The sequence below is a fragment of the Saccharopolyspora sp. NPDC002376 genome, from assembly GCF_053593195.1.
This window is the reverse complement of record NZ_JBSFBZ010000086.1, coordinates 1-22,017: the sequence shown is the minus strand read 5'-3', so window position 1 is coordinate 22,017 and position 22,017 is coordinate 1. Positions and strand designations below refer to the sequence as shown.

At 68.0% G+C, this 22,017-nt stretch carries 25 protein-coding genes; 10 read left to right on the top strand and 15 right to left on the bottom strand.

Annotation, left to right across the window (positions count from 1 at the left end):
- Positions 1 to 75 precede the first annotated feature (75 nt).
- The 10 genes from ACWCO2_RS34455 to ACWCO2_RS34410 form a co-directional block, all read right to left on the bottom strand.
- Positions 76 to 420, bottom strand: coding sequence for a hypothetical protein (locus ACWCO2_RS34455; protein ID WP_450131990.1), 345 nt, complete (start codon positions 418 to 420; stop codon positions 76 to 78).
- Complete coding sequence (locus tag ACWCO2_RS34450; RefSeq protein ID WP_450131989.1) at positions 417 to 1,058, bottom strand: ERF family protein; 642 nt, start codon at positions 1,056 to 1,058, stop codon at positions 417 to 419. The genes ACWCO2_RS34455 and ACWCO2_RS34450 overlap by 4 nt, the downstream gene beginning before the upstream one ends.
- A complete protein-coding gene (locus tag ACWCO2_RS34445; RefSeq protein WP_450131988.1) occupies positions 1,055 to 1,861 on the bottom strand; it encodes a hypothetical protein in 807 nt (268 codons plus the stop codon). The genes ACWCO2_RS34450 and ACWCO2_RS34445 overlap by 4 nt, the downstream gene beginning before the upstream one ends.
- Positions 1,858 to 2,022, bottom strand: a complete 165-nt coding sequence (locus ACWCO2_RS34440; RefSeq protein WP_450131987.1) for a hypothetical protein — start codon at positions 2,020 to 2,022, stop codon at positions 1,858 to 1,860. The genes ACWCO2_RS34445 and ACWCO2_RS34440 overlap by 4 nt, the downstream gene beginning before the upstream one ends.
- A gap of 11 nt (positions 2,023 to 2,033) precedes the next feature.
- Positions 2,034 to 2,597, bottom strand: a complete 564-nt coding sequence (locus tag ACWCO2_RS34435; protein WP_450131986.1) for a hypothetical protein — start codon at positions 2,595 to 2,597, stop codon at positions 2,034 to 2,036.
- Entirely contained in the window at positions 2,594 to 2,923 is a 330-nt protein-coding gene (locus ACWCO2_RS34430; RefSeq protein WP_143060951.1) for a hypothetical protein, read from the bottom strand. Before ACWCO2_RS34430 ends, ACWCO2_RS34435 begins: the two co-directional genes overlap by 4 nt.
- A complete protein-coding gene (locus ACWCO2_RS34425; RefSeq protein ID WP_450131985.1) occupies positions 2,920 to 3,354 on the bottom strand; it encodes a hypothetical protein in 435 nt (144 codons plus the stop codon). The genes ACWCO2_RS34430 and ACWCO2_RS34425 overlap by 4 nt, the downstream gene beginning before the upstream one ends.
- Positions 3,351 to 3,560, bottom strand: a complete 210-nt coding sequence (locus ACWCO2_RS34420) for a hypothetical protein (protein WP_450131984.1) — start codon at positions 3,558 to 3,560, stop codon at positions 3,351 to 3,353. Before ACWCO2_RS34420 ends, ACWCO2_RS34425 begins: the two co-directional genes overlap by 4 nt.
- Positions 3,557 to 3,859, bottom strand: a complete 303-nt coding sequence (locus tag ACWCO2_RS34415) for a hypothetical protein (protein WP_450131983.1) — start codon at positions 3,857 to 3,859, stop codon at positions 3,557 to 3,559. The genes ACWCO2_RS34420 and ACWCO2_RS34415 overlap by 4 nt, the downstream gene beginning before the upstream one ends.
- A gap of 297 nt (positions 3,860 to 4,156) precedes the next feature.
- Positions 4,157 to 4,390 carry a helix-turn-helix domain-containing protein gene (locus ACWCO2_RS34410; protein ID WP_450131982.1) on the bottom strand — a complete coding sequence of 78 codons (234 nt, stop codon included), beginning with the start codon at positions 4,388 to 4,390 and terminating at the stop codon, positions 4,157 to 4,159.
- A gap of 188 nt (positions 4,391 to 4,578) precedes the next feature.
- Between ACWCO2_RS34410 and ACWCO2_RS34405 the strand changes: the two genes are divergently transcribed.
- Positions 4,579 to 4,962: a helix-turn-helix domain-containing protein gene (locus ACWCO2_RS34405; RefSeq protein ID WP_450131981.1), complete on the top strand. Its 384-nt coding sequence runs from the start codon at positions 4,579 to 4,581 to the stop codon at positions 4,960 to 4,962.
- Between the two features lie 442 nt (positions 4,963 to 5,404).
- Here the strand turns inward: ACWCO2_RS34405 and ACWCO2_RS34400 are convergent, their stop codons facing one another.
- Genes ACWCO2_RS34400 through ssd form a run of 3 tightly spaced genes read right to left on the bottom strand, consistent with a single transcriptional unit; the run spans position 5,405 to position 8,836 of the window.
- Complete coding sequence (locus tag ACWCO2_RS34400; RefSeq protein ID WP_450131980.1) at positions 5,405 to 6,814, bottom strand: recombinase family protein; 1,410 nt, start codon at positions 6,812 to 6,814, stop codon at positions 5,405 to 5,407.
- Positions 6,815 to 6,846: 32 nt separating this feature from the next.
- Entirely contained in the window at positions 6,847 to 7,731 is an 885-nt protein-coding gene (locus ACWCO2_RS34395) for a TadA family conjugal transfer-associated ATPase (protein ID WP_450131979.1), read from the bottom strand.
- Between the two features lie 40 nt (positions 7,732 to 7,771).
- Positions 7,772 to 8,836 (bottom strand): septum site-determining protein Ssd, encoded by a 1,065-nt coding sequence (gene ssd / locus ACWCO2_RS34390; protein ID WP_450131978.1) that lies wholly within the window; start codon positions 8,834 to 8,836, stop codon positions 7,772 to 7,774.
- Between the two features lie 610 nt (positions 8,837 to 9,446).
- Here ssd and ACWCO2_RS34385 point away from each other — a divergent pair.
- From ACWCO2_RS34385 to ACWCO2_RS34345, 9 genes are all read left to right on the top strand, one after another.
- Positions 9,447 to 10,286 (top strand): HAD family hydrolase, encoded by an 840-nt coding sequence (locus ACWCO2_RS34385; protein WP_450131991.1) that lies wholly within the window; start codon positions 9,447 to 9,449, stop codon positions 10,284 to 10,286.
- 702 nt (positions 10,287 to 10,988) lie between these two features.
- Positions 10,989 to 12,761 (top strand): glycoside hydrolase family 3 protein, encoded by a 1,773-nt coding sequence (locus ACWCO2_RS34380; protein WP_450131977.1) that lies wholly within the window; start codon positions 10,989 to 10,991, stop codon positions 12,759 to 12,761.
- Between the two features lie 6 nt (positions 12,762 to 12,767).
- Positions 12,768 to 14,027, top strand: a complete 1,260-nt coding sequence (locus ACWCO2_RS34375; RefSeq protein ID WP_450131976.1) for an exo-beta-N-acetylmuramidase NamZ family protein — start codon at positions 12,768 to 12,770, stop codon at positions 14,025 to 14,027.
- A 43-nt stretch (positions 14,028 to 14,070) separates the two neighbouring features.
- The gene (locus ACWCO2_RS34370; protein ID WP_450131975.1) at positions 14,071 to 15,807 is read left to right on the top strand and encodes a serine hydrolase; all 1,737 of its coding nucleotides are present in this window, start codon (positions 14,071 to 14,073) and stop codon (positions 15,805 to 15,807) included.
- A gap of 287 nt (positions 15,808 to 16,094) precedes the next feature.
- Positions 16,095 to 16,508, top strand: a complete 414-nt coding sequence (locus ACWCO2_RS34365) for a MarR family winged helix-turn-helix transcriptional regulator (RefSeq protein ID WP_450131974.1) — start codon at positions 16,095 to 16,097, stop codon at positions 16,506 to 16,508.
- A gap of 91 nt (positions 16,509 to 16,599) precedes the next feature.
- Complete coding sequence (locus ACWCO2_RS34360; RefSeq protein ID WP_450131973.1) at positions 16,600 to 16,992, top strand: PPOX class F420-dependent oxidoreductase; 393 nt, start codon at positions 16,600 to 16,602, stop codon at positions 16,990 to 16,992.
- A 315-nt stretch (positions 16,993 to 17,307) separates the two neighbouring features.
- Positions 17,308 to 18,228 carry a MurR/RpiR family transcriptional regulator gene (locus ACWCO2_RS34355; RefSeq protein ID WP_450131972.1) on the top strand — a complete coding sequence of 307 codons (921 nt, stop codon included), beginning with the start codon at positions 17,308 to 17,310 and terminating at the stop codon, positions 18,226 to 18,228.
- Entirely contained in the window at positions 18,228 to 19,139 is a 912-nt protein-coding gene (murQ, locus tag ACWCO2_RS34350; protein ID WP_450131971.1) for an N-acetylmuramic acid 6-phosphate etherase, read from the top strand. Before ACWCO2_RS34355 ends, murQ begins: the two co-directional genes overlap by 1 nt.
- Positions 19,140 to 19,202: 63 nt before the next feature.
- A complete protein-coding gene (locus tag ACWCO2_RS34345) occupies positions 19,203 to 19,847 on the top strand; it encodes a dihydrofolate reductase family protein (protein ID WP_450131970.1) in 645 nt (214 codons plus the stop codon).
- A gap of 4 nt (positions 19,848 to 19,851) precedes the next feature.
- Here ACWCO2_RS34345 and ACWCO2_RS34340 read toward each other — a convergent pair whose 3' ends face one another.
- Both ACWCO2_RS34340 and ACWCO2_RS34335 read right to left on the bottom strand, forming a co-directional pair.
- Positions 19,852 to 20,784, bottom strand: a complete 933-nt coding sequence (locus ACWCO2_RS34340; RefSeq protein ID WP_450131969.1) for a nucleoside hydrolase — start codon at positions 20,782 to 20,784, stop codon at positions 19,852 to 19,854.
- A gap of 112 nt (positions 20,785 to 20,896) precedes the next feature.
- Positions 20,897 to 21,643 carry an oxidoreductase gene (locus ACWCO2_RS34335; protein ID WP_450131968.1) on the bottom strand — a complete coding sequence of 249 codons (747 nt, stop codon included), beginning with the start codon at positions 21,641 to 21,643 and terminating at the stop codon, positions 20,897 to 20,899.
- Between the last annotated feature and the right edge of the window lie 374 nt (positions 21,644 to 22,017).

The window sequence follows — 22,017 nt, the reverse complement described above, 5'->3', positions numbered from 1 at the left end:
GGGCGGTGGCCGCCGCGAGTGCGGCGGCCTGCCCCTCGTGCCGGTCGGCCAGGCCCAGCGCGAGCTGCCTGTCGCTCACCGGCGAACCTCCAAACCGAGCGTGGCAGTTGGGTGGAAGCCGACCGGAATGCCGCGTGCGTGCTGGTCGTGCCATTCGTGCAGGAGTTCCCACACGTCGTCGCCCGCTTCCCACGCTCTGCCAAGCCGTTCAGCGACTCGGCGCGCGCGGTCCGGTGCGATCTGCTCCAGTTCGGCCATGAGCGCGACGATGGCCAGCGCGTTGACGGGCACCAGGGCGCGCAGTAGGTCGCGGGCGGTTTCCACCGAGACGTTCTCGGCGTAGTCGAGATCGAGGGCTTTCGTTCCGTGGCGCAGGAAATCGCTGATGATCGCGCTCGGGCTGTTCGGTGCGGCCTTCACTGCTGACCTCCGTTGCTGCGGCGCATGGTGCGCTTCGGTTCGAGGTGCTTGAGGTAGGCGCGCAACGTCTTCTCGTCGGCCTCGCCGATGTCGCCGCCTTGGTTCCACTGGGCGAAGTCCTCGGCCAACTTTTGGTATCCGTCGTTGTCGGTGATCCAGCCGCGCTTTTCGGCCTCGGTCCAGATCTCGGTCTTGACCTTCATCACCGGGTCGACGGCGCGGGTGACGTTGTGCTGGTCGGGGTCGGTCTCGCCGGTGGGGATGTTGAACGCCTGGATGTAGGCGGTGCGCTGCGCGACGCTCATGGCCTTGGCCACGCCCTTGTCGCCCGCGTCGGACGCCTCACCCGGCACGACTACCGGGGGTTCGAGCACGTCGCCCTCCGGGCCCCGGAAGTGGTAGGCCACCGTCACGGTGACCTCGCGTTCGCGCTTGCCCTTCGAGGTGGTGATGTCCCGCGAGTCCAGCGAACGCAGTTCCGGGGTCACCACCAGGCCGTGAGCGCGCAGCGCCGGACCGACCCGGTTCAGCACGCGGTCGATACCGCGGAACGCGAAGTCGTGGAAGTCGTTGTGATCGCCCTTCTCGATCGCGCGCACGTCTTCCATGACCGCGGTGATGGCTTCGTGGACGTTCACGCCACATCACCCACCGGCGGCACCATCGGAGCGCCCAGCAGCTTTTCCAGCTTCTTCGACTGCACGTTGGCGACGTAGTTGGCCTGCGCGGCGAGGTAGGCAGCGAACGCGTCGTCGTCGGCCTGCACCGGGATCAGCGCGTAGTCGTCGGGCTGGATGTGCAGGATGAACACCGCATCGACCGGGATCATCGGCTGCTCGTTGCCGTCGGCGTCAAGGTAGACCTCAGCGTGGCGGTAGGCAGCGCACTGCAACACGTACTCGCCGAACACGCCGTTGCTGGTCTTGTAGTCCACCAGCGCCCGGCCGATGCCGGGGATGTCCTGGATCGAGTCGAGAGTGCCCGCGTAGCCGTGCGTCCGGTTGGCCACGGTGAGTTCTTCGTGGACGGTCGTGGGGTTGAAGTCCTCGATGTAGGCGGCGTATCCGCGCACGTACGGTTCGAGGTGTTCGGGTACCTCGATCTCGTCGCCCTTGATGTAGCGCTCGGCCAGCTTGTGCACGTCGGTGCCGCGCACCGCGGCCTCGGTGCGGCGTTCGTTCGGAAGTTCCTTGAGGTAGCTGATCGCGGGGCCGTTGCCGTCCCTGTCGATCATCCGTTTGAGGTCCCAGATGTTCGTCACCGCGTGCTCGGCCACGAGCCGGGCGGCCCAGCGCTTCAGCGCGTCGTCCTTCGGGATGCCCTTCAACGCGGTGGTGACGCCGATCGCCCACTTCCCGTCGATCTTGTAGCGGTGGTAGTTCGGGTAGTCCACCCGCACGATTCCCCGCACGTGCCGTTTGCGGGGGCTTGTCCTGGTCATGCTCGGCGGTCCTTTCGCGGCGCGAGGAAGCAGTGGAGGGGGTCGGGGGTGGTGCAGAGCGGGCAGGCGATGTGGGCCGGGGCCCGGCCGTCGAGGGGCTGCACCTCGACGGCCGGGCGGCCCCCGCACAGCGGGCAGGCGGGCGGCTGCGCGAAGGTCACGATCAGCGCGGTCACGGGGCAGCCGCCGGGGTCTCGTCGAGGGCCCGCACGGTGGCGCAGGGCCACGGGATCGGGTCCTCGTGGGCGTCGACCCCGCAGGCGGTGCAGTCGCCGTCGCCGTCGGGCTGGTGGGTCCGGCGCACTGCGGCGATCGCGGCGCGCAGCCGGTCGACCTCGGCCACGAGCCAGTCGACGTCGGCCCGGCTGTGCTCGATGAACGTCGCGTCGGGGTTGCGGATGCCGCTGATGTCGGCCCGGTAGACGCGCCGGTCGGTGCGGCTGGTGGCGTTCGGGGCGACCTCGAAGCGGGCGAGCTGGTCGGCGTCGACCATGAGTCCGGAGCTACCGAAGTCGTGCCAGCTCTGCGGGCTGCGGCTGAACGTGCGGCCGTCGGCGAAGCGAGGGCGAGCGGACTGCATCCCCCAGCGGGCGAAGTCCATCACGATCTGCCTGCCCCAGTACTTCGTGGACAGATAGATGTGTCGCACGTCGGTGTTGCCGAACCAGCCCCAGGGGCCGGGGGTCGCGGCGGCGGCGCGGGCCTTAATCTCGTCGAGCCGGTCGGTGGTGGTCATGCCTTACCCCCTGTCCATCCGATGTCTTCGGCGTAGTGCCACTTCCCGGCGTGTCCTTCGTGCAGCAGGCAGCGGAAGACTTGATCGCGGATTTCGGGGTCGAGCTGTGTGTGGTGGCTGTAGGGCTTGCGGGTGGCGCGGCACTGTGCCGCTTCGGGCTCCCACCATTCGCCGGGCTGCTCGGGGTTGTCGGCGCTCCACGAGCACTCGCAGTCTTCGCAGTCGAAGGTTCGATCGGGGCTCGCGTTGGTTTCCTCGCTGCACATCGCGCACGGCGGCGTTTCGAGGGTGAGTCCGGGCGGTGCGGGGCGGGTTGGGATGCTCATGCCGACACCGCCTCGGCGTCGGCGGCCAGCAGCGGAGCGCAACGCCACTCGAACGTCTCGACCTCTTCGGTGACCTCGACCATCGGCACTACGACCGACGGATCCGGCACCTTCCGCGTCACGGTCTCCGTGCCGGTGACCACCCGCTCACACACCGCGCCGCGGTTGCCGAGAGCCTTTGCCTTGAACGGTCCCCACGAGATCGTGAGGTTGTAGAGTGTCTCGCCGATGTCCTTCTCGACCTTCGCGCCGTGCTTCAACGCGGCGCGGGCGATCGCGGCCATTTCTTCGGCGCTCTTCGGATTCCACACGTTGATGCCGAAGAATTCGTCGAGGTAGGTAGCCGGAATCTCGGGGTTGGCCTCGATCATGTCGGCGAGGGCGCGCAGTCCGGCGGCCTGCTGCTGGGCGAGCGTGTCGATGTCGGTCACTTGGTCACCTCGGCAAGATCGGTGGTCACAGCGGGCGGGGCGGGGTTCGGCGGCAGCTGGCAGGGGCGCAACCGCAAGTCGGTGTGGATCACGTGGCGGTCGCCGTCGACGTAGCGGGCGGGATGAGCGCAGACGGCGCACGGGGTGCCCAGCAGCGGCAGCAGCACCGGGCCGTACAGCAGCGGGGCGGACTCGACGGCGGTCACCGGGTCACCGCCGCGAGCTGGTCGGCGATCCGCAGCCGCGCCGCCGCGTGGTAGGTGCAGAACGCGCGGCCGACGTAGCCGCGCAGCTCCCACACTCCGGGCTCGACGCAGGGGGTCCAGTTGCCGCCGGCGCAGCTCTGGCCGGGCAGTGCGAGCCATGCGCGGTTGTCCTGCTCGACCAAGTCGTGGTCGGCGCGGTCGCGGAAGTCGATGAGCACGGTCAGCGCGTCCAGGTTGGACGTCGACACTTCGGTGCGTTCGACGTCGGTTTCCGGCGGGATAGGCTTTGTCGCAGCCATTGAGAGCTCCTATCTCTCGTGGTAGCGGGTCGCCGCGCTCTTGGAGGGGAGCGGCGGCCCGCGTCTTGTTGGGTGACTAAGCAGCCGCGCTCTGGCGGTGGGAGTCCTGGGCGTAGGGCGCCAGCAACGCAACAAGTCGTGTCCGCTGCGCGGGCGTCAGTGGCTCGTCATGGGCCCCGTCTTCCCACCCCGCGCAAAAGGCGTCGTCGGGCGTCCGGCAAATCCGGATCGGTCGGGGCGGCTGCTTCGGGTGCGACGGCGCTGGACCTGCGGGATTGGCAGGTGACACCGGGCGGCTCACGAGGCGGCCTGCTCGGGGCTCTTGCCCATCGATTCGGCAAGCACATCTCGGACGTCCCAGCCAAGCGCGGTGGCGATGCGTACAGCAGCCGGGAAGGAGCACGGTGCCCCGTTGCTCGTGATGTTCGTGAGGGTCCGCGGAACGATCCCTGCCTTGTTGGCGAACTCCCGCCGGGTCAGCCCCATCGCTTCATACGCCCGACGGATGGCGTTACCTCTGACCAATGGCATAACCAGATTTGACCAAGAATGACCAAAACTGTCAAGTCCAGATGGTTGCTTGCCCTCGTTGGGCACTTCTGGGCACACTTAGGCACATGCCAACCGTGACCAGAACTGACCAACGACGACCGTCAACAACCAAAGGCGCCCAGCACGGCAGCTTGGTAAGGACCAGCTTTAACCGTCATCGTGCACCTATGCGCAAATCTGCTGACCAAGTTCGCCGGTTCATCCGGGCTGAACGGGAGCGGCGAGGCTGGAGCCAGGGCGACCTTGCCGAAGCAGCAGGCGTCGCCCGCAACACAGTCGCATCACTCGAACGGGGGCTAGCCCTTCGCGAGGGGAAAGAAGCGGCCATCGAGCGCGCCCTGGGCTGGCGCCTCGGCAGCATCGATACGCTCCGCAACGGCGGGGAGCCCACGCCAGCCGAAGCCCAGCCGTCTCCACCGCCAGAACTGCGCGACGATGTCGAACGTCAGATCTGGGCCATCACGGATCTGCCCGAAGATCTACGTTGGACATACATCTACCTGCGCCGCGACCGGAGCGCAGCCGAGCGGCCCCAGCCCAACGCTGGCTGACTACGACAAAAGGTGGAAATCCTTAGTTGGCAAGCGCGGCAACCTATCGACTCGAACAGGTGTCCGATAGGACTGGAGGGATGACTCCTGCATTAGCGCTCATCCTCACCGGGTCGTTGTCGGTGGCTGCCTACGCCCTGTGGAAGGCACTCCGAAGCGAACGACGTACCCGCGAACTCTCCGCCCGCCTGCGTGCACATGAGGAAGCGCTCCGACTGGCCTCCTACCGGCCATCGAGTCCCACTCCCCCGCTCCAAAAGCGCCGGCGGCTTCACGCTGTCTCGACTTCGAAGTCGCCGCGCCGCCGCGGGCCGAGCTGCGAGGCAGCACCCGCGCGCTCCGCCGATCCGTCCTGTCCGCAGTACTCCCGATCCATCGGGATCGGCGGTCAACGCCAGCACGAGGCGGAACCGTGAACTTCACCTGCGCCGCGGCGACCGCCTCAGCTCGTGATCCGTTCCAATCGAACTGAGGCGGGATCGAATCCTGGACCTCTCCACGTCGCGGGGAGAACCACGACCCGGTACAGCGCTCGCACCACCGCTGCGCGCACATCGACCGGCAACGCGTCCCACGCCTCACGGTCGATGCCAGCGACACGGGACAGCAACCGCTGCCGCATGTCCGTCGCCTGGCGCGCGCGCAGCTCGGTGATCCGTTTCTCGAATGAGTCCAGCGATCGGAGGATGATCTCCGGGCTGAGTTCGGGGTGGTCCACCAGCTTCATGAGCTGCTGGCGGGTTTGGTCCCGGCGGCGCTCCAATGCCGCAAGTTCCCTACCGATCCCGCTGTCGCCTTCACGGGCGAACAGCTCCCGGGCGAACCTTGGTTCATTGACTCGGCGCAGCACGCGCCCAACCACGTAAGCGTCGAGGTGGTCGACGTTCCTGGAGATCTTCCGACAGTTCTTGCAGGTGTACATCCGGGACGCCTTGCGGTTCCGTCCACCTGTCGGTTTCACGCCCAGCGTGTGGCCGCAGGCTGAGCACTCAGCAAGGCCAGACAGCAAGTACAGGCGCTCTCTGCCGTGGTACCCGTGTTCTCGCGCGGACTGGGCGTATAGAGCCTTGATTTCCTCCCAGTCCTCGACCTCAATGATCGGTTTCCATACGGCCTCGTAGAGCCTGCCTTGGTTCTGGATGAGCCCAGCGATCCGCGGGGCGAGCATGATGTTGCGCAGGGTCTTGGTCGTCCACGGGCCGCCGGTCGTCGTCGTCGAGACCTCGTTCATCCACCGGACCACCCCTCGCTGCCCTTGGCCAGCCAGCAGGCGGCCGGCGGCTTCAGCGATAACCTCCACCTCCGACTCGCGGCGCGTGATGTTGTCCTTCTCGAACCCGAAAGACCGCCTTCCGCCGCCGACTGGCAGGCCCTTCTCCGCACGTGCGGTCCATCCGCGGGTCACCCGACGCGAGATGTTGTCCGATTCACGGCATGCCTGGGCCACTTCGATGCGAAGGATGTACCGGTCATCGGGTGATTGAAGGTTGCGAGTCCCGGATACCGACGAAAGCAAGAGCTGCCGCTCATCGGCAAGCTGGAGCAGCGTTTCGAGGTCGTAGGGCTGCCTGACGAGGCGATCACCGTGGTAGACGATGATGGCGTCGAGTTCGCCGCGTTTGATCGCTTCGATCATGGCGTCCCACGCTTTGCGGTGTCGACCGCGCTTCCACGCTGAAACGGAGTTGTCTTTGTAGACATGTTCTTCGGCGACAGTCCACTTTAGACGACTTGCTAGTTCGTGACCGTCCGCTTCCTGCCGGTCAACCTTCTCCTCGGAACCATCCCGGGCGAAGCTCAATCGGCAGTAGATCGCGGCGCGGATCTCCTTCGAACTGATCAACGCAGCCATGCGATCAAGTATAGATCGAATGTTGGTCTTGACTAGGAGATCTGCTCCCGGACTTCGCCGCCGCGCACCTCGCCGACGATCAGCCGATCCGGTCGCATCCGCAGGGCTTGGCGCACCAGGTCGCGGACCTGAATCTCGCCTACGCCTTCGACGTTCGGCGGCCGGGTGAGCAGCCGGACCACGTGCGGATGGCTCGGGTGCAACTCCGCGGCCTCCTCTACGCAGACGATCCGCTCGGACTCGGCGACCTCGCCCAACATCGCCGCCAGCAACGTCGTCTTCCCGCTGGCCGTGCCACCGACCACCAGGAAGGCCAACCGCGCGGCGACTATCTCGCGCAGCACCTGAGCGGTCGGCCCGTCGAACGCGCCCGATTGCTCCAGCGCGGCCAGGTCGTGCGCCGCTGGGCGGAGGATGCGCAGGGAGATGCAGGTCCCCTCGCCCGCCACTGGCGGCAGCACCGCGTGCAACCGCACCGCACCGGAGGCGCACTCCTGCGGCAGCCAGCCGTCGACCCACGGTTGGGCGTCGTCGAGCCGACGGCCGGTGGACATCGCGAGGCGCTGCGCCAAGCGCCGCACCGCGTCCTCGTCGGCGAAGCGCACCGCGGCCCGCTGCAGGCCGTTGCCGCGATCCACCCAAACCTTGTTCGGCGCGGTCACCAGCACGTCGCACACTTCCGGGTCGTGCAGCAGCGGTTCCAGCACCCCGGCACCGCGAAACTCCTGCTGTACCAAGCGAAGTGCGGCCAGTACATCGGCATCGGCCACCAGGCCACCGGATTCTTCCCGGACTGCGGAGGCGACAGCACTGGAGGTCAAGGCGGAACCGCTGCCGACCAACCGGTTGCGGACCCGTGCCAACAGCTCGCCGTCCACCGCGCCATCGACCGGTTCCAGAACACGACTCGTGGACATGACTCTCCTTTCAACGCAAGGGAAAACTCGCCGAGAAGGTTCAGGCTGGTTCGAGCGCGGCCAGCACTTGCCGAGCCGCTCTGGCCACCGGACCGCGACGGCGCAGCCGCGCCAACCCACCGCAGTCCACGAGCGCTGGCAGTTGCGGTTCTGGCCGCATGGTGGTCAGAGCCTCGGCACCAACCGCTCGCACCACATCGGCCGAACGCAACCCACCCGGCGAAGGACCACGCACAACCAGTCGGATCGGGCCAGCAGCGTGCTCCCCAGCAGCCGCCACGACCCGCTCGGCCGCAGCCACCGCTCGGACCTCCGCCGGCACGACGACCACCGCGAGATCGGCCTCGCGCAGCGCGGCAACAGCTGGCTCCGAAAGCACGCGCGGCACGTCGCACACCACGACATCGCCAGCTCGCCGACCAGCCGCCAACACCGCCCGCACGCCTTCCGGGGTCAGCCCGCTGGACGGTCCGCCGCGATCGCACGACAACACCGTGATCGCGCCAGAGCCGATCCGACGTTCGGGCAGCGCCTGGTGCAGCGCGCTCGCCCCGAGCCGACCGGCGTTGACCGCCAGCCCTGACCAGCGCAAACCGTCGTCCGCCTCGGCGCCCACCGCGAGATCGACACCGCCGCCCAGCGGATCGCAGTCGACCAGCAGCGCACGCGCGCCACCGCGGGCGGCGAGCACCGCAGCAGCAGTGGCCAGCACGGATGCTCCAGCGCCTCCGCAACCGCCAAGCACCGCGAGGACCCGACCGTCCTGCGCTGGGCTGTCCGCCGCATCGGCCAGCAGCTCGATCAGTGCCGTTTCCTCGGCGGGCAGGGCGATCACCTGTTCCGCGCCGATCTCGAACGCGACCCGCCACAACTCCGGCGTCGGATCGCGGCAGAGCACGACAACACCGCGTCTTCGCGGCAACCCACCTGCTACTCCGGCGGCTGCGGCAGAGGCGTCGAGCAGCACCAACGGCGCCGCGCGCCAGGCCGGTGCGGACAGTTCTCCGGCGCGCACCAGTTCACCGCAGGATGCAGCGGCCAGACGCGAAGTTTCTTCGGCAAGTTCGGCATCTCGCGCAACAAGAAGCGGACGTGCAGCAGTCATGACAAAAGCCTTCCGGCGAATCGAGGACCGGAGCGGAAAACCCCGAGCGGGCCGCTCGATAACCACGGTGGACCGAACTTCGACTTCTGCCAAGGAGGTTTTCGAAATCTGTGGACAAATCAGTGCCCTGTGGACAACTCGCCTCACACGAAAGGCTTGCGCGAATTCGGTTTCCGGCTCGCTCGCATTGCTGTCGCAGACCTCGGAGAACACCTTCGCGCTGTCGCAGGTGTGGTTCTCGTCAGCACCGACGCGTCCGGGATCCGCGAATCGCACATCGGGCACGCGGCGGAGTCACCGCAGAAATGGGACGACCCCCGCCAGGGGGGAGGGGCGGGGGTCGTCGTCAGTTCAGCTCCGGGGGGTTGAGCTGAACCAGTCCAGCGGACCGGACTCCACACACTGTATCCCGCAGGTCGCTCGCAATGCCCCCCGTCCATTTGAGGGAACGTTATTGCCCTCAGTGCCACCTATCAGTGGCACGCAATCATTCGAGTCAAGAAATGCATCCCACTCGCCGGAATACACCAGTGGAAATATACGCAGCGTGAAGTAACGGCGATATGCGCCACTGCGCGTGCGCGACCGCGATCGACCCGCAGCGGCTCGTATGCTGTGCGGCGTGACAGAGCCCGCGAACCCCTCGCCCCACACCGGACGCCGGGTGGCAGCGTTCTTCGACCTGGACAAGACGATCATCGCCAAGTCGAGCACGCTCGCCTTCAGCCGACCGTTCTTCCAAGAGGGGCTGATCAACCGGCGGGCCGTGCTCAAGAGCGCCTACGCCCAGTTCGTGTTCATGCTGGCCGGTGCCGACACCGACCAGATGGACCGGATGCGCGCGCACATCACGTCGCTGTGCTCCGGTTGGGACGTCGAGCAGGTCAACGCGATCGTCGACGAAACCCTGCACGACATCGTCGATCCGCTGGTCTACAAGGAAGCCACCCAGCTGATCGCCGAGCACCAGGAACAGGGCCACGACATCGTCGTGCTGTCGGCCTCCGGCGAGGAGGTCGTCGCCCCGATCTCGAAGCTGCTCGGCGCCGATCACTGGTCGGGCACCCGGATGGTGGTGGTCGACGGCCGCTACACCGGCGAGGTCGACTTCTACTGCTCGGCGGAGAACAAGGCGATCGCCGCCCACGAGCTGGCCGAGCAGAACGGCTACGACCTCTCCGAGTGCCACGCGTACTCCGACTCGATCACCGACCTGCCGCTGCTGGAAGCCGTCGGGCACCCCACCGTGATCAACCCGGACCGCGCGCTGCGCAAGGAAGCGGTGCAGCGCGGCTGGCCGTCGTTGGCCTTCGACCACCCGGTGTCGCTGCGGGCCCGGATCCCCACTCCCTCGCGCGCAGCGGTCACCGCGGCCGGGGTCGGGATGGGCGCGGTCGCCGCGGCCGGCGCCGCGTGGTGGGGATTGCGCGCTTGGCGCCGCCGTCGCTGACCCGCGATTTCGCTGGCGCCCTACCGCTAAAGAACACGATGATCGCCAGCCCCGAAGTCGTCGCGGCGACACCAGTCAGAGCCCTTGCAGTGACGGGCATCACCGTCTACAAATGGAGGTGCGGACCCTGATTGGCCAGGGACGTTATGGAGGAGAAGTAGCGTCCACCCCGATCAGACTCCGCGTGCGAGGCTTGGAGCACCCACGCGTTGCCGCACACAAGGCTGGTCGTTCCACGGGGTTGCGTACCGGGACGCCGGACGCCTAGCCCGGAAGTTACGACAGAGTGCACGCTTGGTAACCCGAGTACTCGCGCAGTGGGGCGGCGCCCGCCGATCTGATCGGCGGGCGCCGCCGTATTTTTGCCTTCCTCTGTCTTTGAAGCGGCGCAGCCGCTCAGCCCGCCCTCGGCGCTGGCACCGCCGCGGGTTCTCAGCGTTCGCCCTGCGAGGACAGCCCGCACGCCGTGTATTGGTCATGCACAAGTCCGGGATCCTGGAGCTCAGGCGGGCGCTGAGGTTCCGCCACCGGCACCGCCACGCAGGGCGAGTACGTCAAACGGGCACTTCGCCGTGGCGTCTTTCGCCCACGCCGATCCAATTCGTTGACCGGCGATGGTCTCGTGAGTAACTTCCGAAATCGTTCGATTTCGTGGTGAACTCTTACCCGTCCGGCGAAGATCCGCCCCGCAGGGAGGCGAACGTGTCCCCGAAGACCCGCACGCGCCGCGCCGCGATCGCGCTGAGCGCCCTGGCCGTCGGAGCGGTGACGCTCACGGCCACCGGTGGCGCGTCCGCGCCGCATCGGCCCGCCGATTTCCTCAAGGAGATGACGCTCGAGGAGAAGGTGGGGCAGCTCTTCGTCACCTACGCCTACGGGCGCACCGCGGACACCGCGGACCCCAAGAACAAGGAGGAGTTCGGCGTCGACACGCCGGCTCAGGTGGTGCAGAAGTACCACCTCGGCGGCATCATCCACTTCTCCTGGACCAACAGCCTCTACGAGCCGAAGCAGATCGCCGAGCTGTCCAACGGGTTGCAGAACGCCGCGGTCAACTCCGGGGCCAAGGTGCCGCTGCTGATCTCCACCGACCAGGAGCAGGGCCAGGTCACCCGCATCCACGAGCCCGCGACCCAGTTCCCCGGCAACATGGCGCTCGGCGCCGGCCGCTCCCCCGAGGACGCCGAGCGCGCCGCTGCGATCACCGGCCAGGAACTGCGCGCGATGGGGCTCAACCAGGACTTCGCGCCGAGCGGTGACGTCAACGTCAACCCGGCTAACCCGGTGATCGGGGTGCGCTCCTTCTCCTCCGACCCGGCACTCGCCGCGCAGCTCACCGCGGCGCAGGTCCGCGGTTACGAGGATTCCGCCAAGCCGGGCGAGACGGTGTCGGCCGCGGTCAAGCACTTCCCCGGCCACGGCGACACCAACGAGGACAGCCACACCTCGCTGCCGGTGATCGAGCACGACCGCCAGCAGTGGGAGCAGCTGGACGCGCCGCCGTTCAAGGAGGCCATCGGCGCCGCTACGGACGCGGTGATGAGCGCGCACATCGTGGTGCCCAAGCTCGACGACTCCGGCGAGCCCTCGACGCTGTCGCCGAAGGTGCTCACCGGGATGCTCCGCGAGGAGCTCGGCTTCAAGGGCGTGATCATCACCGACTCGCTGAAGATGGAGGGCGTGCGGGAGAAGCACCCGGACCCCGAGATCCCGGTGCTGGCGCTCAAGGCCGGGGCGGACATGCTGCTCATGCCGAACGACCTGCAGGCCGCCATCGACGGTGTGCTCAACGCGGTGCGCAGCGGCGAGCTCAGCGAGCAGCGCATCGACCAGAGCGTGGAACGCGTCCTGGCGATGAAGGAAGGCCGCGGCGTGCTGGCCAACCCGTTCGTCGACGTGTCCAAAGTGGACAAGATCGTCGGGAACAAGAAGCACCTGGATCAGGCGCAGGGGATCACCGATCGCACCACGACGTTGCTGCGCAACGACGGTGTCCTGCCGCTCAAGAAGCCGGGCAAGATGTTCGTGACCGGCGCCGGTGACGACGCCACGGCGGCGCTCGCCAAGCAGATCGGTGTGCGCGGACCGCAAACCTCGGCGCTGGCAACGGGTCTGAAGCCGACCAAGGAGCAGATCGACCAGGCCGTCGAGCAGGCCAAGCAGAACGACGTCACGGTCGTGCTCACCAATGCCGCTTGGAGCGAGGCCAACGCCGGGCAGCTCGACCTGGTCCGCGCGTTGCAGCAGACGGGCAAGCCCGTCGTCGCGGTCGCCGTCCGAGACCCGTACGACGCAGGCCACGTCGACCTGCCCGCCTGGGTCGCCACCTACTCGGACAAGGCGGTGGCGATGGAATCGCTGACCAAGGTGCTCTTCGGCGAGATCGCCCCGGCCGGCAAGCTCCCGGTCCCGGTGCCGAACCCGAACCAGCCCGGCACCGACGCCTACCCCTTCGGCCACGGCCTGGGCTGGTGACGGCCGATGGCTGAGTTCCAGGTCAACCGCCGCGGGCTGCTGACCGCCGCTGCGCTGGCGGTGCCCGCGGTCGGGCTCGCGTCGAGTTCCGCGTGCGCTGCGCCGCAGCAGTCCACCGACCTCGGCTTCGAGGTCCGCACCGGCGCGGACGTGCTCGCCGCCCGGAACTGGGACGACGTCAAGGGCCGGCGCATCGGCGTGGTGACCAACCCGACCGGCGTGCTGTCGTCGTTGGAGCACGTCGTCGACGTCATGCACGCCAGCGGCGCGGTGGACATCGCCGCGGTGTTCGGGCCCGAGCACGGCTTCCGCGGCACGTCTCAAGCGGGCGGTTCCGAGGGCGACTACCGCGATCCTCGCACCGATCTGCCGGTGTACGACGCGTACGGGGCCGACGCGGCAAAGCTGGCCGGGATGTTCCGCAAGGCGGGCGTCGAGCAGGTCGTCTTCGACATCGCCGACGTCGGCGCCCGCTTCTACACCTACATCTGGACGATGTACACCGCGATGCAGGCCGCTCAGCAGGTCGGGGCCGGGTTCCTGGTGCTGGACCGGCCGAACCCGATCGGCGGCCAAGTCGCCGGGCCGCGCCTGGACCCGCGGTTCGCCTCCGGCGTCGGGTTGCTGCCGATCGTGCAGCAGCACGGGATGACCGTCGGCGAGCTGGCCAGGATGTTCGACCGCGCCTACTTGCCAGAACCGCTGCCGCAGCTCAACGTTGTGCGCGTGGAGGGCTGGAAGGGACGCACCGCGGACACCGGGCTGCCGTGGGTGCCGCCCAGCCCGAACATGCCGACGCAGGACACCGCCGCTCTGTACCCCGGAACCGGGCTGTTCGAGGGCACCGTGCTCTCCGAAGGGCGCGGCACCACCAGGCCGTTCGAGATCATCGGCGCACCGGGCATCGACTGGCGGTGGGCGGAGGAGCTCAACAAGGCCGGGCTGGCCGGGGTGCGGTTCCGCGAGACCTACTTCGTGCCGACCTTCTCCAAGCACGCCAACGAGACCTGCGGCGGCGTGCAGGTCCACCGGCTCGGCGAGGTCGACCCGATCCAGATCGCAGTGACCATGCTCGTCACCGCGCGGCGCCTGTACCCGCAGGTGTTCGGCTGGCGGCCGGACAACATGATCGACAAGTTGTCCGGTTCCGACCGGTTGCGCGGCATGATCGATCGTGGCGCTGATGTCGCCGAGATCGTCGATTCCTGGCAGAACGAGGTCAAGGACTTCCGAAGACAACGCGACCCGTATCTGCTGTACCGCTGAAGTTCCACACCCGCACCGCAGACTGGTTTCGAGGGGGAACACGATGGGCAGGACGATCCTGGCGGCCGTGGCGTTGCTGTCTGCCACCGCGCTGGCTGGCTCGGCAACGGCATCGCCCGGCCACGTGGACGGCCGGTTCGACCGCCCGCAGCAGGAGTTCGCCCCCAGCGAGACCGTGCTGCGCGACGGCTCCCCCACCGACGTGGGACTCGATCCGGCCCCGATCGACGCGGCGCTGCAGCAGATCGCGACGTGGACGGAGAAAACCCCGGACCGCGATCACCCGATGTACGCGGGAGCGGTGAGCCTGCTGGTGCACGACGGCGTGGTGGTGCATCGCGATGCCGTCGGGAAGGAGCTGCGCTACGCCGACGGAAACGGCACCGAACTGCCCGCTGATCAGCAAGAACCGATGCGCACCGACACGATCTTCGACGTCGCCTCGATCAGCAAGCTGTTCACCTCGATCGCGGCGCTGCAGCTGGTCGACGACGGCGAGGTGAACCTGGACGCACCGGTCGCGGACTACCTGCCCGAGTTCGGCGTCAACGGCAAGCAGGACATCACCGTCGAGCAGCTGCTCACCCACACCTCGGGCCTGCAGGCCGAGGCACAGCTGTGGAAGTTGCCGCCGGAGCAGCGGATCCCGTCGATCATGCAGCTGAGCCCGAAGCACCCACCGGGCACCAATTACACCTACTCCGACCCGAACATGATCACGCTCGGCGTGCTGGTCCAGCGCGTCACCGGTGAACCGCTGGACCAGGTGGTGGCCGAGCGGATCACCGGGCCGCTGGGCATGCACGACACCGGGTACAACCCGCCCGGGGCCGAGCTGCACCGCATCGCGGCCACGGAGTTCCAGGCCGATCCGCCGCGCGGCATGGTGCGCGGCCAGGTCCACGACGAGAACGCCTGGTCGCTGGGCGGCGTCGCAGGTCAGGCCGGGGTCTTCTCCACCGCCGACGACCTGGCGACGCTGGGGCAGACGCTGCTCAACGGCGGCACCTACGAGGGCAACCGCATCCTGTCCGAGGACGCCGTGACGCAGATGCTGACCAACTTCAACGGCGCTTTCCCGGGCAACGCGCACGGTTTGGGCTTCGAGCTCGACCAGCGCTGGTACATGGCCGGGCTCAGCGCCCCGCACACCGCCGGGCACACCGGCTACACCGGAACGTCGCTGGTGATCGACCCGCTGACGCGAACGGTCGCGGTGCTGCTCACCAACCGCGTGCACCCGTCGCGGGAGTGGGGATCGAACAACGTCGCCCGGCAGACGCTGGCGCAGGGCATGGCGCGGGCACTGGCGGTGCGGCCGGAGTTCGGCACGGATTCGTGGTTCACCGACCGCGCGGGGACGTTGACCACCGACCCGCTCGGCCCGGTCAGCGGTCCGGTGCAGGTCTCGTTCAGCGCGTTCGTGGACACCCAGCGGGACGCCGACGGTGTCGACCCGCTGCTGCTGGAGTCCAGTGTGGACGGAACGAACTGGCAGCCGGTGCCGTTGCGGGCCGATGGCCCGGGAGCACCGAAGGGCGTGCAGCGGCAGCTGGCCGGATCGGGTCATCGCAGCTGGTGGGAGGTGCGCGGCAGCGTCGCGGCGAAGCCGGGGCAGCAGGTGTTCCTGCGCTGGCGCTACGCCCCGGACGGCCAGTACACCGGACGCGGCGTGAACGTCGACGGCATCCTCGCCGCCGACCACAACGCAACCCTCCTCGACGGGGAAACCCAGACCGACCGCCTCCACGCCGACAACTGGACTCCCACCGACCGCTGACGGCCTGTTCACCTCACCTTTCAAGGCGAACAGACCGTTCGCTCCGCCTTCCCTGTGGACGACTCGCCCCTGCTGTGGAGAACTTCCGCGATTTCAATGGAAATCAGACGTCTCCATTGAAATCGCGTCAGGACAGGGGGTGCCAGCTGGTGGTGCCGGAGTTGGTGATCGCTCGGCCGAACTGGACGTCGGCGAAGTGGGCGCCGAAAGGTCGGGTTCGAGATGGCAATCAACTTACAATTAGAAGTATTCTACCTGTAACATTTCTAACTTGCTATCCTTTCCACATGGACCGGTCCGCGGAAACCCGAGAGCTCTGCAGCCTGATCAGCGAGCTCTCGCACAACATCGAAGAGCACGTGCGGCACTGCGTGTCGGACAGCGAGCTCACCTCGTCGCAGGCGATCGCGCTGCGCGAGCTGGCCGAGCCGCTGAGCATGCGCGAGCTCGCCGATCGGATGCACTGCGCGACGTCGAACGTGACCTTCGTGATCGACCGCCTGGAGAAGCAGGGGCTGGTCACCCGTCGCCCGCACCCCACCGATCGCCGCGCGAAGGAGATCGCCCTGACCGAAGAGGGCGAGCGGCAGCGGACGCAGATCATCGAACGCTTCTCGGTGAACACCCCGCTGTCCGGGCTCAGCGAGGACGAGCAGAAGACACTGCACAAGCTCCTCCAGCAGGCCCTCACCAACCGCTGAGGAAAGTTCCCCCTCCCTTGTCTCCCGAGTCGCGACGGTGGCCGCTGGCGGGCACCGTCGGACTCAGGCGAAACCGTCGGGAGGAGTTGAGATGTCGGTGATTCCGCAGGACCGCGCGGACATCCTGGACAAGCAGGCCTTCGGTCACGTGGCCACCATCGGTCCGCACGGCGAACCGCAGTCCAGCCCGGTGTGGGTCGACTGGGACGGCCAGTACCTGAAGTTCAGCCAGACCAAGACGCGGCAGAAGTACCGCAACCTCAAGCGGGAACCGCGCATCTCCGTCTCCGTGCACGACCCGGACCAGCCCTACCGCTACGTGGAGGTGCGCGGCCGGGTCGCCAAGATCGAGGACGACCAGGACAACCGGTTCATCAACAAGATGGCCAAGAAGTACCTCAACGAGGACGAATACCCGTGGCCCCAGCCCGGCGAAGAGCGCGTCATCGTCTACGTCGAACCGGAACACTCCACCAAGCAGTGACCGTTTTGCGTGCCAATTTCGCGAGAAATTGACCGTCACCCGGACTAAGGCGAAGCGCCGCCTCAGGGGCGGCGGTCGGATGAAGGACTGGCCCAATTTCTCGCGAAATTGACCACGTCCAGGGTGCCGTAGCTGGTCGGGCGCGTGGGCGTTGTCCAGGGGTGATGACGGTTCAGAGTGGGGGAAGTTGGGTATTCCCTCTTTTGGAGTAGTTGTAGGTAGATGCAACCTGGGTATGAAGTTGCCACGTCCTCCGGCCGGAAACCCGGAAGAGGGCCATTGACCGCCTCAAGCAACGGTTAGTAAGTTTCCCACATGGCCACAGACGACACTTCCCACGAATCGGGAGAGGCGAGCCCTCTCGTCAAGATTCGTTCGCTGCTGCCGGGTCTCGCACGAGCCGAGCAGCGGGTGGCCAACATCGTGCTCGCCGACCCGGCGTCGATCTCGCGGCGCAGCATCACCGAAGTCGCCGAAGCGGCGGGCACCAGCGAGACAACGGTTACCCGGTTCTGCAAGGCGATCGGCGTCGGCGGCTACCCGGACCTGCGCATCGCGCTGGCAGCGGACACTGCGCGCACGTCCACGCGCGATCGCGAGCTCGGCAGCGACATCGCCCCGGACGACGACATCCGGCAGATCATCGAGAAGGTCGGCTACGCGGACGCGAAAGCCGTTGAAGAAACCGCCGATCAGCTGGAAGCGGCAGTGCTCGAGCCGCTCGTCGACGACGTCTCGCAGGCCCGCCGCATCGACGTCTACGGCGTCGGCGCCAGCGCGTTCGTCGCGCTCGACCTCCAGCAGAAGCTGCACCGCATCGGCCTGACCTGCTTCGCCTGGTCCGATACGCACAACGCGCTGACCTCGGCTGCGGTGCTGCGCGAGGGCGACGTCGCCATCGGCATCTCGCACACCGGCGCCACCACCGAAACCGTCGAGGCGCTGCGCGAGGCGCGGCGGCGCGGCGCGACGACGGCGGCGCTGACCAACTTCGCCCGCTCCCCGATCACCGAGGTCGCCGACCACGTGCTGACCACGGCGGTCCGCGAGACCACCTACCGCTCGGGAGCCATGGCCAGCCGGATCGGCCAGCTCACCGTGATCGACTGCTTGTTCATCGGCGTCGCGCAGCGCCACCTGGACCAGGCCCGGGCAGCGCTGGAGGCCACCTACGAAGCGGTGGGCGGCCACCGCCTCGAAAGCCGACCGGACCGCCGGCGGCAGAAGGAGACGTGATGAGCCGGGACCGCGCAGTGCGGGTGGACGCTCCGACCGAACGGACCAACCCGCGGACGCGGGACATAGATCTGCTGCCAACGCTGGACATCCTGCACGTGCTCAACGGCGAGGACCGCACGGTCCCGGTGGCCGTCGGCCGGGTCCTGCCCGAGCTGGCGCGCACGGTGGACATGGCGGTGACCGCGCTGCGCGCGGGCGGCCGCGTTCACTACGTGGGTGCGGGGACGTCCGGTCGGCTCGCCGTGCTCGACGCGGCGGAGCTGATCCCGACCTTCAACGTGCCGCCGGACTGGATCGTCGCGCACCAGGCGGGCGGTTCCGAGGCGTTCCGCCGTGCCGTGGAGAACGCCGAGGACAACGCCGCGACCGGTGCCGCCGAGATCCGCGAGAACGCATCGCCCGATGACCTGGTGATCGGCCTGGCTGCGTCCGGGCGCACCCCGTACGTGCTGGCAGCGTTGGAAGCCGCGCAGCAGCTCGGCGCGAAGACGGCCCTGATCACCTCGAACCCGGACGTCGGACAGGTGCCCGCGGACGTGGTGATCGCGGTGGACACCGGGCCGGAACCGATCAGCGGCTCCACCCGGATGAAGGCGGGCACCGCCCAGAAGCTGCTGCTCACCTCGTTCTCCACCGCAGTGATGATCAAGATGGGCCGCACTTACTCGAACCTGATGGTCAGCATGCTGGCCACCAACGCGAAGCTGCGCGGCCGCACGATCGGCATTCTCCAGGAAGCGACCGACGCCTCCGAGGAAGTCTGCGAAGCTGCGCTGACAGCATCCGACGGAGACCTCAAAACGGCCCTGGTCCACCTGCTGACCGGCTCCGACGTCGAAGCCTCCGCAGCAGCCTTGGCAGTCGCCGACGGCCAAGTCCGAGAAGCACTCCGCGCACTCGCCCCGTAACCACCGATGAGTTTTTCCGGCCTGCGCAGTCTCACCAGCAACGAGAATGCGCAGGAGGAAAACGTGGCACAGCTGCTGAAGGTCCAGAACTTGACCGTCTCGCTCGACGGGATCGCCGCCGGTGAGAACCAGAGCCTCGACAAGCCGTTCGGCGATGCCGACCCCAGCACGATGTTCTCCTGGGCCGGCGCCACGGCGAGCTGGCCGAACCGCACCGACCCCGGCGGCAGCCGCGGCCTGGACGACTACTTCACGCGGGACTTCCACCACAACATCGGCGCCGAGATCATGGGCCGCGGCAAGTTCGGCCCGCAGCGCGGCCCGTGGGAGGACCACGAGTGGCAGGGCTGGTGGGGCGACGAGCCGCCGTTCCACTCCCCGGTGTTCGTGCTGACCCACCACGAGCGCCCGTCGATCACCCTGTCCGACACCACGTTCCACTTCGTCGACACCGATCCGGCCACCGTCCTCGAGCAGGCGCGGAAAGCCGCGCGGGGCAAGGACGTCCGGCTCGGCGGCGGGGCCACGACCATCCGGGAGTTCATCGAGGCCGACCTCGTCGACACCATGCACGTGGCGGTCTCACCGGTGAAGCTCGGATCCGGCGTGCAGCTCTGGGAATCGCCCGACGAGCTGCGCGACCAGTTCCACCTCGAGGTCGTGCCCAGCCCGAGCGGCGTGACCCACCACCTGTTCTGGCGGAAGTGACGGATCAGCCGGGGAGGTTGGTGGCGACGTTGCGGTAGGCGTCGGTGACCAGGTTCCAGAAGCCCGCGGTGTCCAAAGTGGTCGGAACGATCGCGTTCTGGTGGTCGGCCGGGGTGCTGAAGTCGGTGACCGTCATGCCGGAGGTGAACCGGCCCTGCGTCTCCACGTCGACGCGGGCCGGCACCGACTCGAACAGGTCGGGGTTGATCACGTACGCCACCGCGCACGCGTCGTGGATCGCCGGGCCCTTCTCCTGGTAGCTGATGTGGCTGCCGTAGAAGTCCAGGCACGGCGTGAGCAGTTCCGCGTCCAGGCGGCCGAGGTCGGCGAAGCCGGAGCGCACCTCGGCGGTCGCGCGCGCCTGGTGGGTGAGGTCGAGGCCGATCATGACCGTCCGCCAGGGCGCGTTGAACGCGACCGCGGCCGCTTCCGGGTCGGCGACGATGTTGAACTCGGCGGCCGGATTCGTATTGCCGCGGGTGTAGGAGCCACCCATGATCACGAATTCCTTCACCCAGTCCGCGATTCGCGGTTCCTTGCGCAGGGCCAGGGCGATGTTGGTCAGCGGACCGACCGCTGTCAGGCTGATCTCGCCGGGCGAGGCGGCCAAGGTGTCGATGATGAAGTCGACCGCGTGCTGCTCGCTGAGCGCCGCCTTCGGCTCCGGCAGCACGGCGCCGCCGAGTCCGGAGTTGCCGTGCACGTCCCCGGCCGTCCGCGGCTCGCGCACCAGCGGCCGTCCGGCACCGCGCGCCACCGGCACGTCCATGCCGTAGAACTCGCGCAGCCGCAGGGCGTTGTCGGTGGTGTGCTCCAGCTCGACGTTGCCGCCGACGGTGGTCACGCCGACGACGTCGAGCTCCGGGCTCCCGTGCGCCAACCCGAGTGCCAGCGCGTCGTCGATGCCCGGGTCGCAGTCGATCAGGATCTTCTTCACCGCGTCCTCTTCCTCCGGCGTACTCGATCTACAGTTTCAATTGAAACTGTGATTCCCCGTGCCTGGGATTTACAGTTTCAATTGAAACTGTGGTTTCCACGAGGCCTGGGGATCAGCTCTCTTGGACCGCGTCGGCGATGGACTTCGCCTCGCGGGCACCCGATTCCAGCGCCTTGCAGCAGTAGACGATCCACTCCGCGACCTGGTCCGGGTCGCCGGTGGCGAAGCCCAGGGCGAGTTCCGCGTACTCCTCCTGGCGGCGGAAGTAGGCCACCTCCGGGACCACCAGGCCCTTCGGGTCCAGACCGCTGCCGATCACGCTCAGGCGCGCGGCCGCGCGCGCGATCACGCCGTCGACGAGGCCGAACGGCTGCAGCGCGAGCAGTTCGCCGTGCACGACGGCGGCCAGCACCGGGCCCGGGCCCTGCGCCTGCGGATCGGTGATGATCTCGGCGAGCAGGTCCAGCCGCTCGGCGACCACCGGGTCCGACTGCGGGCGACCGAGCTGGTTCGGATCCTCGACCAGGTCTGCGGCGGCGAGCACGTGCATCCGCGCCAGCGCCTGCCGCGGTGCGCGCTGCCAGGTGGGCAGCAGCGCGCCCATCGCCTCGGCGATCCGCAGCGAACCGGCCAGCAGCGGGTCGGAGACCTCACCGGATTCCGGGATCTCCGCGGCGCCCCCGGCGATGGCCGCGGACGCGCGGGCGGCGCGGACCGACGCTTCCGCCGCGGTGGTCGGCCAGCCGCGGCGGTTGGCCGGGTGCCGGTGGACTTCGTCGATCGCCGCGCGGGCCTCGGCCACGGCGTCGGCCACGCCGTCCAGCTCGACCAACGGGGCCAGCGAAGGCTTGTCGTTCACGCCCGCTGACGCTACCGGGAGGCCTTCACCCCACTACCGAGGCCGGATGCGACATGTGCCACAGTGAGCCCCTCGACAGCCGTGCGTAGCGCCGTGAATTCGAACAGTACGCTCGATTGGTCTGAACCAATAGTACTAACCCTCTGTTGCAGTGAGCCCGATCGCATTACGGTGCGACTAGCACTGGCTACACCACGACCACGGAGGTTCCCGGCGATGAGCCAGCCCGACGGGCAGAACAACGAGCTCAGCAACCTGCTGAACGAGAGCAGGACGTTCCCGCCCTCGGCGGAGTTCGCGTCGCAGGCGAACGCCACCGCCGAGCTCTACGACCAGGCGGATGCCGATCGGGATGCGTTCTGGGCCGAGCAGGC